Annotated in this window: 14 protein-coding genes; 4 read left to right on the top strand and 10 right to left on the bottom strand. The window is 67.6% G+C overall.

Annotated features, from left to right (window positions below; all coding sequences use genetic code 11):
- Positions 1–32: 32 nt before the first annotated feature.
- The gene (locus G3N98_RS24465) at positions 33–890 is read right to left on the bottom strand and encodes a ferritin-like domain-containing protein (RefSeq protein WP_089431256.1); all 858 of its coding nucleotides are present in this window, start codon (positions 888–890) and stop codon (positions 33–35) included.
- A gap of 149 nt (positions 891–1,039) precedes the next feature.
- Here G3N98_RS24465 and G3N98_RS24460 point away from each other — a divergent pair, with 149 nt between their 5' ends.
- The 3 genes from G3N98_RS24460 to G3N98_RS24450 all read left to right on the top strand — a co-directional run bounded on the left by G3N98_RS24460 (position 1,040) and on the right by G3N98_RS24450 (position 3,034).
- Positions 1,040–1,564, top strand: coding sequence for a gamma carbonic anhydrase family protein (locus G3N98_RS24460; RefSeq protein WP_071334714.1), 525 nt, complete (start codon positions 1,040–1,042; stop codon positions 1,562–1,564).
- A gap of 25 nt (positions 1,565–1,589) precedes the next feature.
- Complete coding sequence (gene hslO / locus G3N98_RS24455; RefSeq protein WP_089425746.1) at positions 1,590–2,540, top strand: Hsp33 family molecular chaperone HslO; 951 nt, start codon at positions 1,590–1,592, stop codon at positions 2,538–2,540.
- Positions 2,541–2,674: 134 nt separating this feature from the next.
- A complete protein-coding gene (locus G3N98_RS24450; protein ID WP_089473144.1) occupies positions 2,675–3,034 on the top strand; it encodes a hypothetical protein in 360 nt (119 codons plus the stop codon).
- Between the two features lie 90 nt (positions 3,035–3,124).
- Here G3N98_RS24450 and ftsB read toward each other — a convergent pair whose 3' ends face one another.
- The 9 genes from ftsB to G3N98_RS24405 form a co-directional block, all read right to left on the bottom strand.
- Positions 3,125–3,550, bottom strand: coding sequence for a cell division protein FtsB (ftsB, locus tag G3N98_RS24445; protein ID WP_046546044.1), 426 nt, complete (start codon positions 3,548–3,550; stop codon positions 3,125–3,127).
- Positions 3,551–3,631: 81 nt separating this feature from the next.
- Positions 3,632–4,915: a phosphopyruvate hydratase gene (gene eno / locus G3N98_RS24440; protein WP_011352544.1), complete on the bottom strand. Its 1,284-nt coding sequence runs from the start codon at positions 4,913–4,915 to the stop codon at positions 3,632–3,634.
- 106 nt (positions 4,916–5,021) lie between these two features.
- On the bottom strand, positions 5,022–5,876 hold the full coding sequence (kdsA, locus tag G3N98_RS24435) for a 3-deoxy-8-phosphooctulonate synthase (RefSeq protein ID WP_046546045.1): 855 nt from the start codon (positions 5,874–5,876) through the stop codon (positions 5,022–5,024).
- Positions 5,877–5,878: 2 nt separating this feature from the next.
- The gene (locus G3N98_RS24430) at positions 5,879–7,531 is read right to left on the bottom strand and encodes a CTP synthase (RefSeq protein WP_046546046.1); all 1,653 of its coding nucleotides are present in this window, start codon (positions 7,529–7,531) and stop codon (positions 5,879–5,881) included.
- Positions 7,532–7,712: 181 nt separating this feature from the next.
- A complete protein-coding gene (locus G3N98_RS24425; RefSeq protein WP_089473145.1) occupies positions 7,713–8,558 on the bottom strand; it encodes an alpha/beta hydrolase in 846 nt (281 codons plus the stop codon).
- A gap of 237 nt (positions 8,559–8,795) precedes the next feature.
- Positions 8,796–11,279, bottom strand: coding sequence for a DNA internalization-related competence protein ComEC/Rec2 (locus G3N98_RS24420; protein WP_206149443.1), 2,484 nt, complete (start codon positions 11,277–11,279; stop codon positions 8,796–8,798).
- Between the two features lie 57 nt (positions 11,280–11,336).
- Entirely contained in the window at positions 11,337–12,125 is a 789-nt protein-coding gene (locus G3N98_RS24415; protein WP_206149442.1) for a TatD family hydrolase, read from the bottom strand.
- Positions 12,126–12,192: 67 nt separating this feature from the next.
- A complete protein-coding gene (gene lolD / locus G3N98_RS24410) occupies positions 12,193–12,888 on the bottom strand; it encodes a lipoprotein-releasing ABC transporter ATP-binding protein LolD (RefSeq protein WP_034174517.1) in 696 nt (231 codons plus the stop codon).
- Between the two features lie 55 nt (positions 12,889–12,943).
- Positions 12,944–14,197, bottom strand: a complete 1,254-nt coding sequence (locus G3N98_RS24405; protein WP_089425752.1) for a lipoprotein-releasing ABC transporter permease subunit — start codon at positions 14,195–14,197, stop codon at positions 12,944–12,946.
- Between the two features lie 162 nt (positions 14,198–14,359).
- Here G3N98_RS24405 and G3N98_RS24400 point away from each other — a divergent pair.
- A partial coding sequence (locus tag G3N98_RS24400; RefSeq protein ID WP_206149441.1) for a regulator occupies positions 14,360–15,119 on the top strand: 760 nt, incomplete at its 3' end.

Raw genomic sequence — 15,119 nt, 5'->3', positions numbered from 1 at the left:
GGCACGTCGAAGCGCGGCCGAACGCGAGCCGGCTAGCGTGGCGCGTTGCCGTCCGCCACGTCCTGCGCGGCCAGTTCGTCGAGTTCGGCCTGCTCGAATCCGGCATCGCGGCGCGCATCGAAATTGAACGGGCCGCGCAGCCGCGGCGCATGGTATTGCTCGGCGAGCTGCCGGTAGGTGGGCACCGGATCGCGGCCGGCTTCGTCGCACAGATGCCGGAACCAGCGGTTGCCGATCGCGACATGGCCGATTTCGTCGCGCAGGATCACGTCGAGGATCGCGGCCGACGCATCGTCGCCCGCCTGCACGAGCCGCGCGCGGATCGGCGGCGATGCGTCGAGCCCGCGGGCCTCGAGCGTGCGCGGCACGAGTGCCATGCGCGCCAGCACGTCGCCCTTGGTCCGCTCGCACATCTCCCACAGGCCGTTGTGCGCGGGAAAATCGCCGTACGCATGCCCGAACGCCGCCAGGCGCTCGGACAGCAGCGTGAAGTGATAGGCCTCCTCGGCCGCCACCTTCAGCCAGTCCGCATAGAACGGAGCCGGCAGGCCCGCGAAGCGCCAGACCGCGTCGAGGGCCAGGTTGATCGCATTGAACTCGATATGGGCAAGCGCGTGCAGCAGCACCGCGCGCCCTTCGGGCGAACGCATGCTGCGTCGCTCGAGCTGGCGCGGCTCGACGAGCGGCGGGCGCGCCGGCCGGCCGGGCAGATCGGCCGGCTCGGGCAATTCGAGCGACGGCGCGATCGCCGCCTGCCCGGCCCGCAGCGCATCGTAGAGCGCGCGCACCTGGGCGGCCTTCGCCACGGGTTCGGCGTCACGCAGCGCGGCAAGCGCGGTGCGGCGCACACAGGCAGGCGCATTGCCGAAAGAAGAAGACTCCATGCTCATAAACGGGGACACCCTGCGTGCGCATCGCGGGAGCGCACGCACGCGACGGTTTACAATAGGCGACTGTTCCGCGGCGCAATGCGCATGCGCCGGGCAAACCAGACGCGCCATTCTACCGGCGCCCATCATCGAAGAGACAAGGAGACTCCGTGACGATCTACAAGCTGGGCGATACGGCCCCGACGATCCACGAAAGCGTATTCGTCGCCGATACGGCGGCCATCATCGGCAAGGTCGTGCTCGAGGAGAACGCGAGCGTCTGGTTCGGCGCGACAATTCGCGGCGACAACGAGACGATCACCGTCGGCGCTGGCAGCAACGTCCAGGAAGGCGCGGTCCTGCACACGGACCCCGGCTTTCCGCTGACGATTGCCGAAAACGTGACGATCGGGCACCAGGCCATGCTGCACGGCTGCACGATCGGCGAGGGTTCGCTGGTCGGTATCCAGGCGGTGGTCTTGAATGGAGCGGTAATCGGCCGCAACTGTCTGGTTGGTGCCGGCGCGGTCGTGACGGAAGGCAAGACGTTCCCGGACAACTCGCTGATTCTCGGCGCACCGGCGAAAGTCGTGCGCGAGCTGTCGGCGGAAGACATTGCGCGGCTGCGCACGAACGCGAAGACATACGTCGAGCGGCGTGCGCATTTCAAGGAGCAACTCGTGCGGATCGGGTGATTCGCACGGATTTCAAGGAAGAAGAGTGAGCGACCAGTTACAGAAATTCATGTTCAATGCGGCGCCCGTGCGCGGCGAGATCGTTTCGCTGCGCAATACGTGGCAGGAAGTGCTCGCCCGCCGCGACTACCCTGCCCCGGTGCGCACGGTGCTCGGCGAGATGATGGCAGCGTGCGCGCTGCTGTCCGCGAACCTGAAATTCAACGGCACCCTGATCATGCAGATCTTCGGCGACGGGCCGGTCCAGATGCTGGTCGTCCAGTGCGGTTCGGATCTGTCGATGCGGGCCACCGCGAAGTTCGCCGGCGACTCCGCCCAGACGATCGGCGACGACACGCGCTTCGCGTCGCTCGTCAACGCGAGCGGCCACGGCCGCTGCGTGATCACGCTCGACCCGGCCGACAAGCTGCCGGGCCAGCAGCCGTACCAGGGCATCGTGCCGCTGAACGGCGTCGAAGGCCCGCTTGAATCCGTCTCGCAGGTGCTCGAGCATTACATGCATCACTCGGAACAGCTCGACACGCGGATGTGGCTCGCGGCCGATCGCGACCGCGCGGTCGGCATGCTGCTGCAGAAGCTGCCGGGCGACGGCGGCATCGTGCCGCGTAACGCCGAAACCGATACCGATACGTGGGAGCGCGTCTGCACGCTCGGCGGCACGCTGTCCGCACAGGAACTGCTCGAGGTCGAACCGGAAGTCGTGTTCCGCCGGCTGTTCTGGCAGGAAAACGTGCAGCACTTCGAACCAGCCGGCACGCGTTTCCAGTGCTCGTGCTCGCGCGAGAAGGTCGGCGCGATGCTGCGCATGCTCGGCCGTGAAGAAGTCGACAGCGTGATCGTCGAGCGCGGCCATGTCGAGATTCATTGCGAGTTCTGCAACCAGCGCTATGAATTCGATCCGGTCGATGTCGCGCAGCTGTTCGCGGCACCCGGCGTCGAGACGGGCATTGCGCCCGCGACCGAGCAGCGTCACTGATCAGTGGCCCGATGCCCGCCGTCCGGGCACGGGCGCATAATGACGCACGAGCGTCGCACGCAAGGCTCCGGCGCCGAAGTCACGCACTTCGGCGCAAGCCGCTTCCCGTCGTCGGCGCGCTGCAGGAGAAACACATGAGCCCGCTTCATCGTCCGTTCCGCACCATCGTCCTGACGAGCGTTGCCGCCGGCACGCTCGCGCTGGCCGGCTGCGCGATGCCGCCGCCGACCTCCACGATCCTGAGCCGCCTGCCCGAACCCGGTGCATCGGGCGGCCAGCCGCCCGCGCTGTCGAGCGCCGAACGCAAGCGCTATGACGAGATCGACCAGCAGGTGCTGCGCGAACAGAACAGCGCGATGGCAGCCGAGGCCGCCGCGCGCGCATGGGCCTATTACTCGCCGCCGCCGGTGACGGTCTACGGCGGGTATTACGGCGGATGGGGCAATCGCTGGGGCTCGGGCATCAGCTACGGCTACCCGGGATGGTGGTGGTGAGCGTGCATCGCTCAGCCAATTGACTACCAGCAGGAAATAAAAAAGCGCGGCATTTCCCGCGCTTTTTCAATGGGTTCGAGCAATCGCGCATCAGTGATGCGCGGCCTTGCCCTTGTCGCCGCCATGATGCCGCGACGGCTTCGCGATCGACTGCGGATTCGGTACGACACGCACCGGTGCCGCGGAGACGGCGCCGCGCGTCGACGTATTCGACGGCGTGTTGTTCAGCGGTACGGCAGGCGCATTCGGCGACACGAACTGCACGAATACCTCGCCGTCCTTCACCATGCCCATCTCGTAGCGTGCACGCTCCTCGATGGCCGCGGTGCCGCCCTGCAGATCCTGTACTTCGCCTGCGGTGCGCTCGTTGCGCAGCTTCTCGTCCGCGTTCTTCTGGAGCTGGTCGTCGAGCTGCTGACGCAATTCATGCACCCGCAGCCAGCCGCCGTGTCCCCACCATAGGGGGTACTGAATGAGCGCCAGCAAGGCAATCAGGACGACAGTGACAAGCCGCATGTAAGAACCGCAGATATAAGAAGCGCCGCTCCGCGCACATGCACAGAGCGGCGTCGATATGACGAACCCGATAGTAGCGCGTTAGCGCAGGTTATAGAAAGCCGATTTACCCGGGTAGCTTGCGATGTCGCCGAGATCTTCCTCGATGCGCAGCAGCTGGTTGTACTTCGAGATGCGGTCGCTGCGCGACAGCGAACCCGTCTTGATCTGACCGGCGTTCAGGCCGACCGCGATGTCCGCGATCGTCGAATCTTCCGTTTCACCCGAGCGGTGCGAGATCACGGCCGTGTAGCCTGCGCGCTTCGCCATTTCGATTGCCGCGAACGTTTCGGTCAGCGTACCGATCTGGTTGATCTTGATGAGGATCGAGTTCGCGATGCCCTTCTCGATACCTTCCTTCAGGATGCGCGTGTTCGTGACGAACAGGTCGTCGCCGACCAGCTGCACCTTCTTGCCGAGGCGGTCGGTCAGCAGCTTCCAGCCTTCCCAGTCGCTTTCGTGCATGCCGTCCTCGATCGACACGATCGGGAACTTGTCGGCGAGCGTCGCGAGGTAGTCGGTGAATTCGGCCGACGACAGTTGCAGGCCTTCGCCCGCGAGCTGGTACTTGCCGTCGTGGTAGAACTCGGATGCCGCGCAGTCGAGCGCGAGCAGCACGTCTTCACCGGCACGGTAGCCGGCCTTCTCGATCGCCTGCAGGATCGTCGACAGGCACTCGTCGTTGCTGCCGAAGTTCGGCGCGAAGCCGCCTTCGTCGCCGACTGCCGTGCTCATGCCGCGGTCGCTCAGGATCTTCTTCAGTGCGTGGAACACTTCCGCGCCGCAACGCAGGGCTTCACGGAACGTCGGCTGGCTCACCGGGACGATCATGAATTCTTGGATGTCGAGGCTGTTGTTCGCGTGCGCGCCGCCGTTGACGATGTTCATCATCGGCACCGGCAGTTGCATCGCGCCCGAACCGCCGAAATAGCGGTACAGCGGCAGGCCGGCCTCTTCGGCGGCTGCCTTCGCGACGGCCATCGACACGGCCAGCATCGCGTTCGCGCCGAGGCGCGACTTGTTGTCGGTGCCGTCCAGCTCGAGCAGCGTCTTGTCGAGGAACGCCTGTTCCGACGCGTCGAGGCCCATGATGGCTTCGGAGATTTCGGTGTTGATATGCTCGACTGCCTTCAGCACGCCCTTGCCGTTGTAGCGGCCGGCTTCGCCGTCGCGCAGTTCGATCGCTTCACGCGAGCCGGTGGACGCGCCCGACGGCACCGCCGCGCGGCCCATCGTGCCCGATTCGAGCAGCACGTCGCATTCGACGGTGGGGTTGCCGCGCGAATCCAGAATCTCGCGGCCGATGATATCTACGATTGCACTCATGGGTTTCCTCTGAGAATGACGATGGATTCTTCAAACTGCGACGGCGCGCGCGCCTGAACCGCTTTCGCTACTGACGTGCGAAGCCGTCGCAAGGTTCATTCGATCTTTAATTGAAATCGTTTTCCAGGAACGGATTGCGCTTCACCGCCTGGTCGAGCGTGACGAGGGTCTCCAGCAGCGCACTCATCCGGTTCAGCGGCACCGCGTTCGGGCCATCCGACTTTGCTTCGGCCGGATTCGGGTGCGTCTCCATGAACAGGCCCGCGACGCCCGTCGCGACCGCCGCACGCGCGAGCACCGGCACGAATTCGCGCTGGCCGCCCGAGCTCGTGCCCTGCCCGCCCGGCAGCTGCACCGAGTGGGTCGCATCGAACACGACCGGGGCGCTCGTCTCGCGCATGATCGCGAGCGAACGCATGTCCGACACCAGATTGTTGTAGCCGAACGAGACACCGCGCTCGCACGCCATGAAACGGTCTTCCGACAGCCCCGCTTCACGGGCCGCTTCGCGCGCCTTGTCGATCACGTTCTTCATGTCGTGCGGCGCGAGGAACTGGCCCTTCTTGATGTTGACGGGCTTGCCCGAGCGCGCGCACGCGTGGATGAAATCGGTCTGGCGGCACAGGAACGCCGGCGTCTGCAGCACGTCGACAACCGACGCGACCTGCTCGATCTCTTCGATCGAATGCACGTCGGTCAGCACCGGCAGGCCGAGCTGGCGCTTCACCTCGGACAGGATCCGCAGGCCCTCGTCCATTCCGAGGCCACGGAACGACTTGCCCGAGCTGCGGTTCGCCTTGTCGTAGGACGACTTGTAGATGAACGGAATGTTCAGCTTCGCGCAGATCTCCTTCAGGCGGCCGGCCGTGTCGATCGTCATTTGCTCCGATTCGACGACGCAGGTGCCCGCGATCAGGAAGAAAGGCTTGTCGAGACCGACCTCGAAATCGCACAGCTTCATGCTTACACTCCGCGCGCTTGCTTGTTGACAAGCGCAGCTTCGACGAACGACTTGAAGAGGGGATGACCGTCACGCGGCGTGGACGTGAATTCCGGGTGGAACTGGACGCCGACGAACCACGGGTGCATCGAACGCGGCAGTTCCATCATTTCCGGCAGATCCTCGCTCGGGGTACGGGCGCTGATGATAAGGCCACCGGCTTCGAGCTGGGGCACGAAGCGGTTATTGACTTCATAACGGTGGCGATGGCGCTCGTTCACGTCCTTGCCATAGATCTCTTCCGCCATCGTGCCCGGCTTGATCGGGCAGCGCTGCGAACCCAGGCGCATCGTGCCGCCGAGATCGGACTCCTCGGTGCGCGTCTCGACCTTGCCGTCGCGGTCGTACCACTCGGTGATCAGCGCGACCACGCGTTCCGGCGTGTCCGGCTCGAATTCCGTGCTGTTCGCCTGCTTCAGGCCGACGACGTCGCGCGCGAATTCGATCACCGCGAGCTGCATGCCGAGGCAGATGCCGAGATACGGCACCTTGGCTTCACGCGCATAGCGGATCGCCGCGATCTTGCCTTCCGTGCCGCGACGGCCGAAACCGCCCGGCACCAGCACGGCGTCGAGATGCTTCAGGCTGTCGACACCGTTCGTCTCGATCTCTTCCGAGTCGATGTATTCGATGTTGACCTTGGTCGACGTGTGCAGCGATGCGTGGCGCAGCGCCTCGATCAGCGACTTGTACGACTCGGTCAGGTCGACGTACTTGCCGACCATGCCGATCGTCACTTCGTGCTTCGGGTTCTCGAGCTTCTCGACCAGCTCCGACCACATGGTCAGGTCCGCGTCCTTCGGCGACAGCTTCAGTTCCTCGCAGATGATGCGGTCGAGGCCCTGGTCGTGCAGCATCTGCGGAATCTTGTAGATGCTGTCGGCGTCCCACACCGAGATCACGGCGTCTTCCGGCACGTTCGAGAACATCGAGATCTTCTTCGATTCGTCGTCCGGAATGCGGCGGTCCGCACGGCACAGCAGCACGTGCGGCAGGATGCCGATCTCGCGCAGCTTCTGCACGCTGTGCTGGGTCGGCTTCGTCTTCAGCTCGCCGGCCGTCGCGACGTACGGCACCAGCGTCAGGTGCACGAAGCACGCGCTGTTGCGGCCGAGGCGCAGGCTCATCTGGCGCGCGGCTTCGAGGAACGGCAGCGATTCGATGTCACCGACCGTGCCGCCGATCTCGACGATCGCGACATCCGGCTCACCGCAGGTGGCCGACGCGGCCCCGCGCTCGATGAACGCCTGGATTTCGTTCGTGATGTGCGGAATGACCTGCACGGTCTTGCCGAGATAGTCGCCGCGGCGCTCCTTGCGGATCACCGATTCGTAGATCTGGCCGGTCGTGAAGTTGTTGGCCTTGCGCATCTTCGTGCTGATGAAGCGCTCGTAGTGGCCAAGGTCGAGGTCGGTCTCCGCCCCGTCTTCCGTCACGAACACTTCGCCGTGCTGGAACGGGCTCATCGTGCCGGGGTCGACGTTGATGTAGGGATCGAGTTTGAGGAGGGTGACTTTCAGACCGCGCGATTCAAGGATCGCGGCGAGGGAAGCGGCGGCAATACCCTTGCCAAGGGAAGAAACTACGCCGCCGGTGACGAAAACATATTTGGTCATCGCTGGATGCTCGCGGGAAAAACGGATTATACCGTAAAGCCCGCCCTTCTCTCAGCAATTGACTCGATGATCGCGCCCTTTCGCGCCGCCCCGCACCAGCCGTGCGCGCCGGGACGCAACCGCCCTCCGGCCGGTGCAACCGCGCGTGCCGGAGGCGGCGCCCCGGCCGCCAAACCCTGCGTCAGGCGCGCCTCGCGAGCGGGGTGACGCCCTGCGACACATCGCCCTCCGCCGCCTTCAGCGAATTCAGCATCCGCTGCAATGCGCGGGCGGTCTCGAGCGGCCGCTCCATCGGAAACAGGTGGCTGCCTTCCAGCCATTCGACGCGGCCGCGCGCCGCGCGGCGTGTCGCATCGAGCCCGACCTGGCGCACCTCGCGCGAACGCGTGCCGGCGAGAAAGCCGAGCGGCACCGGCGCGCCGTGCGCGAGCCGCGGGCCGAGCGTATGCGGCAACGTCCGGTAGATCAGGTATTCGACCTGCCGGTCGAACGCGAGCGAGCGCTCGCCGTCGGCGCCGACCTGCGGGATCCCGTAGTCGATGTAGTCGGCCAGCATCCTTTCGTCCCAGCGGGCGAACGCCGGCTTTTCGCGGAAGTGCCGCCAGACTTCGTCACGGCTGACCCAGTGCGTACGCCGGTTGCGCGTCGCGGCGGCCGGCGACAGCCGCTCGTCGAGCCCCGCCCACTGGCTCGCGCGCAATGCGCCGGCGCGCCAGCCCGCGATGATCGGCGAATCGATCATCACGACGCCGCGCACCCACTGCGGCTTCTTCAGCGCGGCCATCAGCGACAGGTAGCCGCCGAGCGAATGGCCGACAAGCCAGACGGGACGCTCGTAGCGGCTGCCGATGTCGTCGAGCAGTTGCTCGACGAGATGCGGCCAGTCGCGCGTCACCGGGTAGCGGCGGTCGTGGCCGATCCGTTCGATGTAGCGCAGCTCGTAGTCGTCGGCCAGTTCGGCGAAGATCGTGCGGTACGTCGATGCCGGAAAGCCGTTCGCATGCGAGAAGTGGAGGATGTCCTTCAAACGCCGATGTCTCCTTTGTCGACCGGAGTTAGTGCTTTAGCACTTACTCCGGTCCCATGCTTCGCGGTCGACCCGAGTTGGCGCTTCAGCGCTTACTCCGTCCCATGCTTCGCGGTCGACGAGAGTGAGTGCTTTAGCGCTTGCTCTCGCCCCATGCTTCGCGTTCTGCCGGGCCCACGCTTCGGCATTGAGCGCGGATCCGGGCCATCTTTATTGATACGCCGGCTTTCGCCGCGCTCACCGATCCATCCAGTACCGTCGCCAAACGTCGCGATGACGCTCGAAGGCAAACCCGCCGTCGGCCGGCGCGACGTCGAACCGCACGGCGCCGTCGCGATCGGTGCGCGGCAGCGGGATCCCGCGCGCCTCGTAACGGGCGAGCACCGTCCGGTGCGGATGACCGAAACGATTGCGATAGCCTACAGGAAATACCGCGACGCGCGGCCCGACCGAATCGAGGAAAGGCTCGACCGACGACGTACGGCTGCCATGGTGCGGAACGACCAGGATCTGTGCGGCCAGCGCGTCGCGTGCAGCGTCCACGAGCCGGCGTTCGCCGCGCGCATCGACATCACCCGTCAGCAGCGCGGACGTCTCGCCCGCGTCGATGCGCAGCACGCACGACCGCCCGTTCGACGAGCCCGCGCCCAGGCCGCCTGGCGGCCACAGCATCGTGAACGCGACGCCGTCCCAGGTCCAGCGCTGCCCGGCCGCGCACGGCAGCCGGTCGGCGACGCCGGCGGCTGCCGCATCGCGCCACAACCGGCTGTTCGGCACGATGCCGGCCAGCAGCTGGCGCACGTCGGCTGCCGCATAGACGGCCGGTGCGCCGCCCGCGTGATCGGCATCCGCGTGACTGAGCACGAGCGAATCGATCACCGCGATGCCGCGTGCACGCAACGCGGGCGCGACGATCCGCGCGCCGGCGTGGGTCGACTCCGCGCCCGGCCCCGCATCGAACAGCAAGGTACGCCGCGCGGTCTCCACCAGCACCGACGCGCCCTGCCCGACGTCAAAAACGGTCAGCCGGAAGCCGCCCGGCGGCGGCGCATCAGATGCCGGCGCGACGAGCGGCAGCCACGTGAGCGGGGCCGCCCAGCGCAGCGGCCAGCCGCGCGGCATCAGCGCCCATGCGACGCCCACGCAGGCCAGCACCAGCACCGGCCAGTCGGGCATGCGCAGCCAGAACACGCCGGCCGGCCAGTCGGCAAGGTATCCGAGCAGCGCCATCATCGGTTCGAGCGCCGCGTGCGCAAGCCGGAACGCGTACGCATCGAGCGGCGCGGGCAGCGCGATGCCGGCCAGCACGACGGGCGTCACGACCGAGCTGACCCACGGAATCGCGAACGCATTGCCAAGCGGGCCCGACAGGGATATTTGCGCGAACCAGGCGGCCGTGAGCGGTGCGAGACCGATCGTCACCGCGTACTGCACGCGCGTGGCCTCGGCGATCCGGCGCCCGGCGCGGGCACCCCACGCGCGCAACCGGCTCGACAAGCCGGCCGTGCCGTCGCCCTCCTCGTTTTCCGTATCAACCTCACGCACGCCACGCCAGCCGGCGACGGCCATCAGGATCACGGCGACCGCCCCGAACGACAGCCAGAACCCGGCCGACAGCACGGCCCACGGATCGGCAAGCAGCACGCCGCCGAGCGCCGCGCACAGCACCGCGGAAGTCGGCACGCTGCGCCCGGCCAGGTACGCAATGCCGCCGGCCGCGATCATCCACCATGCGCGCTGCGCCGGCACGTTGAAGCCGGCAAGCGCCGCATAGCCGGCCGCGGCTGCCAGCGCGGCGAGCGCTGCCGCGTACGGCGCCGGAAACATGAGCGTTGCGGCCCGAGTGCGCCAGCGCAGGCGGCGCCAGACCATCGACACGAGCCCGCCCGCGATCGCGCCGACGAGCCCGACATGCAGGCCGGAAATCGCGACGAGGTGGCTCGTACCCGTGCTGCGCAGCACGTGCCAGTCATCGTCGCCGATGCCCGACTGGTCGCCGATCGCCAGTGCGGCGACGATGCCGCGATGGCCGGCGTCGCTGCCGAGCGACGCGTCGATACGCGCGCGCAGCGCGTCGCGCAGCCGATCGATCGACGCACGCCATCCCGCTGCGCGCGCATCGAGCAATTCCGCCCGCCGGGGCGCGCTCACATAACCGATCGCGCGAATGCCTGCGGCCAGCCACGCCGCCTCGCTGTCGCGCACACCGGGATTGGCCTCGGCATGCGGGCGCTTCAGGCGCACGACGAAACGCCAGCGCTGCGCGGCGCGCAGATCGGGAAGTGGATCGCGTGTCGCCGACGCACCATAGGCGCGCCACGACAGCCGGATCAACGGCGGAAAGCGGGCCAGCCCCGCATCGTTCGACTCGACCGCGAACAGCAGCCGCGCGCCTGTCTCGTCGATCACGGGCAGCCCGCGGATCACGCCGGTGACGACGATGTCGCGCCCCTCCCACTCGACGGGCAGGCTGTCGCGCAGCCGCCATTCGGCCCGCGCGGCCGCATAGCCGAACCCTGCATCGCAGGCCGCGAGCGCACACAGCAACCATCCGAACATGGCGGTCTTGCGCGTACGCTGGCGACGCCTGCACCACACGCTCAGCCCCGCGCAGCCCGCGAGCACGGCCACACCGATCGTCCATGCGAGCGCACCCGGCAGCGCCGCCTGCCGCTGCAGTACGACCACGCCGAGCGCGAACGCGATCCACCACACGCGCATCGCCCCTCCTCGTCGACCCGGCGCCACCATCGAGCATGCAGCGCCTCAGGGCAACGATTATGCGGATGAAAGTGCGAGTCGCGGCAGCGCGGCGAGCGCGTTAGCCGAAGTGCATAGGGACACCGCGCCGGCGTCGATCCCGCGCAATTCGGCGAGCACGTCGCCGATGCGCGGCACCTGGTCGGGCGTGTTGCGGGATTTGTACGCCCATTCGGGCGCGATGTCGGGTGCGTCCGTCTCGACGACGATCGCCTCGAGCGGCAGCTGCGCCGCGAGCCGGCGGATCTGCAGCGCGCGCGTGAAGGTCACGTTGCCGCCGAAGCCGAGATGCAGCCCATGCGCGAGATACGCTTCAGCCTGCTGGAAGCTGCCGTTGAACGCATGCGCGATACCGTGCCGCACGCCAAAACGGCGCAGCCCGGCGAGCACGCGATCCTGCGACTTGCGCACGTGGCACAGCACGGGCAGGTCGAATTCGCGCGCGAGCTTCAGTTGCCCCTGGTAGAAGAACTGCTGCCGATCTTCGTCGAGCCCCGGCACGAAATAGTCGAGACCGATCTCGCCGATCGCGACGAAGCGCGGATCGTCGAGGCTCGCCTCGATCTCCATGCGCAGCAGGTCGAGATCCTCGTCGCGTGCGCGTGGCGTAAACATCGGATGGATGCCGAGTGCGTAGACCGCGCCCGGCGTGCGTTGCGCGAGTTCGCGCACCGTCGTGAAGTTGTCGCGCCCGACGCTCGGGATCACGATGCGCGACACGCCGGCCGCGCGCGCCGCGTGCGCGACCGCGTCGCGGTCGGCGTCGAACTCGGCGGCATCGAGATGGCAGTGCGTGTCGATCCACATGGCGGCAGTCCTGCGCGCTGGCGCCGCACCGGGACCATCCCGGCAGCAGGCCAAGCGCGTTCGCTTCTTACACCGGCAGCGCCGGCTCCTCGTGCAACACGCCGTCGCGCAGCCGCATGATGCGGTCGCAGCGCGCGGCGAGATCGGGATCGTGCGTGACGATCACGAAGCTCGTTTCGAGCGTCTCGGACAGCTCGAGCATCAGGTTGAACACCGTATCGGCCGTCGTGCCGTCGAGGTTGCCGGTCGGCTCGTCGGCGAGCACGCACGCGGGCTTCGTGACCAGCGCGCGCGCGATCGCGACGCGCTGCCGCTCGCCGCCCGACAGCTCGCCCGGCCGGTGCTTCGCACGCGGGCCGAGACCGACGCGTTCGAGCATCGCCTGCGCCTGCTCGCGCGCGTCCTCGGTCGTCATCCGGCGAATGCGCAGCGGCATCGCGACGTTGTCGAGCGCGGTGAACTCGGGCAGCAGGTGATGGAACTGGTAGACGAAGCCGAGCGCACGGTTGCGCAGCTCGTTGCGCTCGCGCTCGGCGAGTTGCGTGAACGGCTTGCCGAGCAACGACACCTCGCCCGCGCTCGGCTCGTCGAGCCCGCCCAGCACGTGCAGCAGCGTGCTCTTGCCGGAGCCCGACGCACCGACGACCGCGAGCTTCTCGCCGCGCCGCACCGTCAGCTCGGTATTGTTGAGCACCTGCACGTTGAAGCCGCCCTGCACGAACGCCTTCGTGATCCCGCGCGCCTGAAGCACGTATTCCTGCATACCTGCCGAATCCTGTCTGTTGTGTTGTTTTGCATCCGCGAATGCGGTCGCGCGGTCATTCATAGCGGAGCGCCTCCGCCGGCTTCACCTTCGCGCCGCGCCAGCTCGGATAGAGCGTCGCGACCGCCGACAGCGCGAACGCGATCAGGCCGATCCGGATCACGTCGCTCGCGACGAGTTCGGACGGCAGCTCGCTGATGAAGTACACGGACGGCGGCAGGAACTGCACGCCGAACAGGTGCTCGATCATCGGGATCAGCCACGGGATGCTCCACGCGATCAGGCAGCCGAGCGCGACGCCCGACGCCGTGCCGACGAAGCCGATCGTCACGCCCTGCACGACGAAGATCTTCATGATCGACCCCGGCTGCGCGCCGAGCGTGCGCAGGATCGCGATGTCGGCCTGCTTGTTGGTCACCGTCATCACGAGCGACGACACGAGGTTGAACGCGGCCACCGCGATGATCAGCGTGAGGATGATGAACATCATCCGCTTCTCGATCTGCACGGCCGAGAACCACGTCTTGTTCTGCTGGGTCCAGTCGCGGATGTACAGGCTGCCCGACAGCGTATGCGACAGCTCCACCGCCACGTCCGGCGCCTTCTGCATGTCCTTCAGCCGCAGCCGCACGCCGGTCGGCGCGGCCATCCGGAACAGCGCCTCGGCGTCGCGGATGTTGATCATCGCGAGCGTGCTGTCGTATTCGTAGTGCCCGGACTCGAACACGCCGACGACCGTAAACTGCTTCAGCCGCGGCATCATGCCGGCCGGCGTGATCGATCCTTCCGGCGCGACCAGCGTGACCTTGTCGCCGACCGTCACGCCGAGATTGCCCGCGAGCGCATTGCCGAGCACGATGCCGAACTGGCCCGGCACCAGCGCGCCGAGCTGGCCCGCCTTCATGTCCTTGCCGATATCCGACACTTGCGGCTCGAGCGCCGGCTCGACGCCGCGCAGCATCACGCCGCTCACCGCGTCCTGGCGGGTGAGCAGCGCCTGCGCGTCGACGTACGGCGCCGCGCCGATCACCGACGGATTGCGGCGCGCTTCCTGCGCGGTCAGTTGCCAGTCGGGCATCGAGCCCGTCGGCGAGAACACCTCGACGTGCGCGAGCACCGACAGCATGCGGTCGCGCACTTCCTTCTGGAAGCCGTTCATCACCGACAGCACGACGATCAGCGCCGCGACGCCGAGCGCGATCCCGAGCATCGACACGAGCGCGATGAAGGAAATGAAGCCGTTACCGGTCGTGCGTTTGCCGGCGCGCGTGTAGCGCCAGCCGATCTGCCATTCGTACGGAAGTTTCAAGCGAATCCTTTCTGCTGGTTACGGCGGGGAGGCGCCCCGCGGCCGGACCGCCGCCCGGTGGCGGCCACCGGCCCGGGCACGGTCGAAAAACGGCCGCCGGACGCGAACGGGCCGTCAGCCGGCCCGATCACGCGCGCAGTTTGCCATACAATGCGCACCATCATGCACGACCGACGCCTCCATTTTCTCGTTCCGTTCGCGCTGCCGTCGGCGGCCGATGCGGCCTCGTCCCTGCACACGCTGGACAGCCCCGCGCTCGAAAAGTTGCTCGCCCGCGCCAGCCTCGTCGAGCGCGTGGCCGGCGAGGACTTCCAGCGCACGCTGCCGCACGAGCGCTGGCTGGCCCGCCAGTTCGGCGCCACCCAGGGCAACGCCGCGGACGAGGCGCCGCTCGCGCCCTACATGCTGCTGGCGGACGGCGGCGACCCCGGCGCGCAAGCGTGGGCCTGCGTCGAGCCCGTCCACGTCGAAATCGCGCACGATCACCTGGTGCTCGTCGATCCGGCGGCCCTCGCGCTCGACGAAGGCGACGCCGCCGCGCTGCTCGCAGTCGCGCGGCCGCTGATCGAGGAGCTCGGCGTCCGGCTCGAGGCGCCGAACCCGTCACGCTGGTACCTGTCGAGCGAGCAGCTCGCCCGCCTCGCCGGTGCCGCGCCGCTGCGCGCGAGCGGCCGCAACATCGAGATCTGGCTGCCGCACGAAGCGCATACGGGCGAGCGCTCGCGGATGTGGATGAAGCTGCAGAACGAAGTGCAGATGGCGTGGTTCCAGCATCCGGTCAACGAGGCCCGCGAGGCGCGTGGCCTGCCGGCCGTCAATTCGATCTGGTTCCATGCGCAGGGCACGCTGAAGCCGGTCGGCAAGCCGTTCGCGCGCGTGCTGTCCGCGTCGCCCGCGGCGCTCGGCCTCGCGCGCGCCGCGC

It is taken from the genome of Burkholderia sp. Tr-20390, from assembly GCF_017104595.1.
In the GTDB taxonomy this organism is placed as follows: Bacteria; Pseudomonadota; Gammaproteobacteria; order Burkholderiales; family Burkholderiaceae; genus Burkholderia.
Note: the sequence above shows the minus strand (reverse complement) of the source record. Positions and strands in the feature narration are given on the sequence as shown.

What these genes read in the sequence shown, in the direction of transcription:
- G3N98_RS24465 (WP_089431256.1), bottom strand. Translation starts at nt 890, where the DNA reads ATGAGCATGGAGTCTTCTTCTTTCGGCAATGCGCCTGCCTGTGTGCGC.
- G3N98_RS24450 (WP_089473144.1), top strand. Translation starts at nt 2,675, where the DNA reads ATGAGCCCGCTTCATCGTCCGTTCCGCACCATCGTCCTGACGAGCGTT.
- ftsB (WP_046546044.1), bottom strand. Translation starts at nt 3,550, where the DNA reads ATGCGGCTTGTCACTGTCGTCCTGATTGCCTTGCTGGCGCTCATTCAG.
- eno (WP_011352544.1), bottom strand. Translation starts at nt 4,915, where the DNA reads ATGAGTGCAATCGTAGATATCATCGGCCGCGAGATTCTGGATTCGCGC.
- kdsA (WP_046546045.1), bottom strand. Translation starts at nt 5,876, where the DNA reads ATGAAGCTGTGCGATTTCGAGGTCGGTCTCGACAAGCCTTTCTTCCTG.
- G3N98_RS24430 (WP_046546046.1), bottom strand. Translation starts at nt 7,531, where the DNA reads ATGACCAAATATGTTTTCGTCACCGGCGGCGTAGTTTCTTCCCTTGGC.
- G3N98_RS24420 (WP_206149443.1), bottom strand. Translation starts at nt 11,279, where the DNA reads ATGCGCGTGTGGTGGATCGCGTTCGCGCTCGGCGTGGTCGTACTGCAG.
- G3N98_RS24415 (WP_206149442.1), bottom strand. Translation starts at nt 12,125, where the DNA reads ATGTGGATCGACACGCACTGCCATCTCGATGCCGCCGAGTTCGACGCC.
- lolD (WP_034174517.1), bottom strand. Translation starts at nt 12,888, where the DNA reads ATGCAGGAATACGTGCTTCAGGCGCGCGGGATCACGAAGGCGTTCGTG.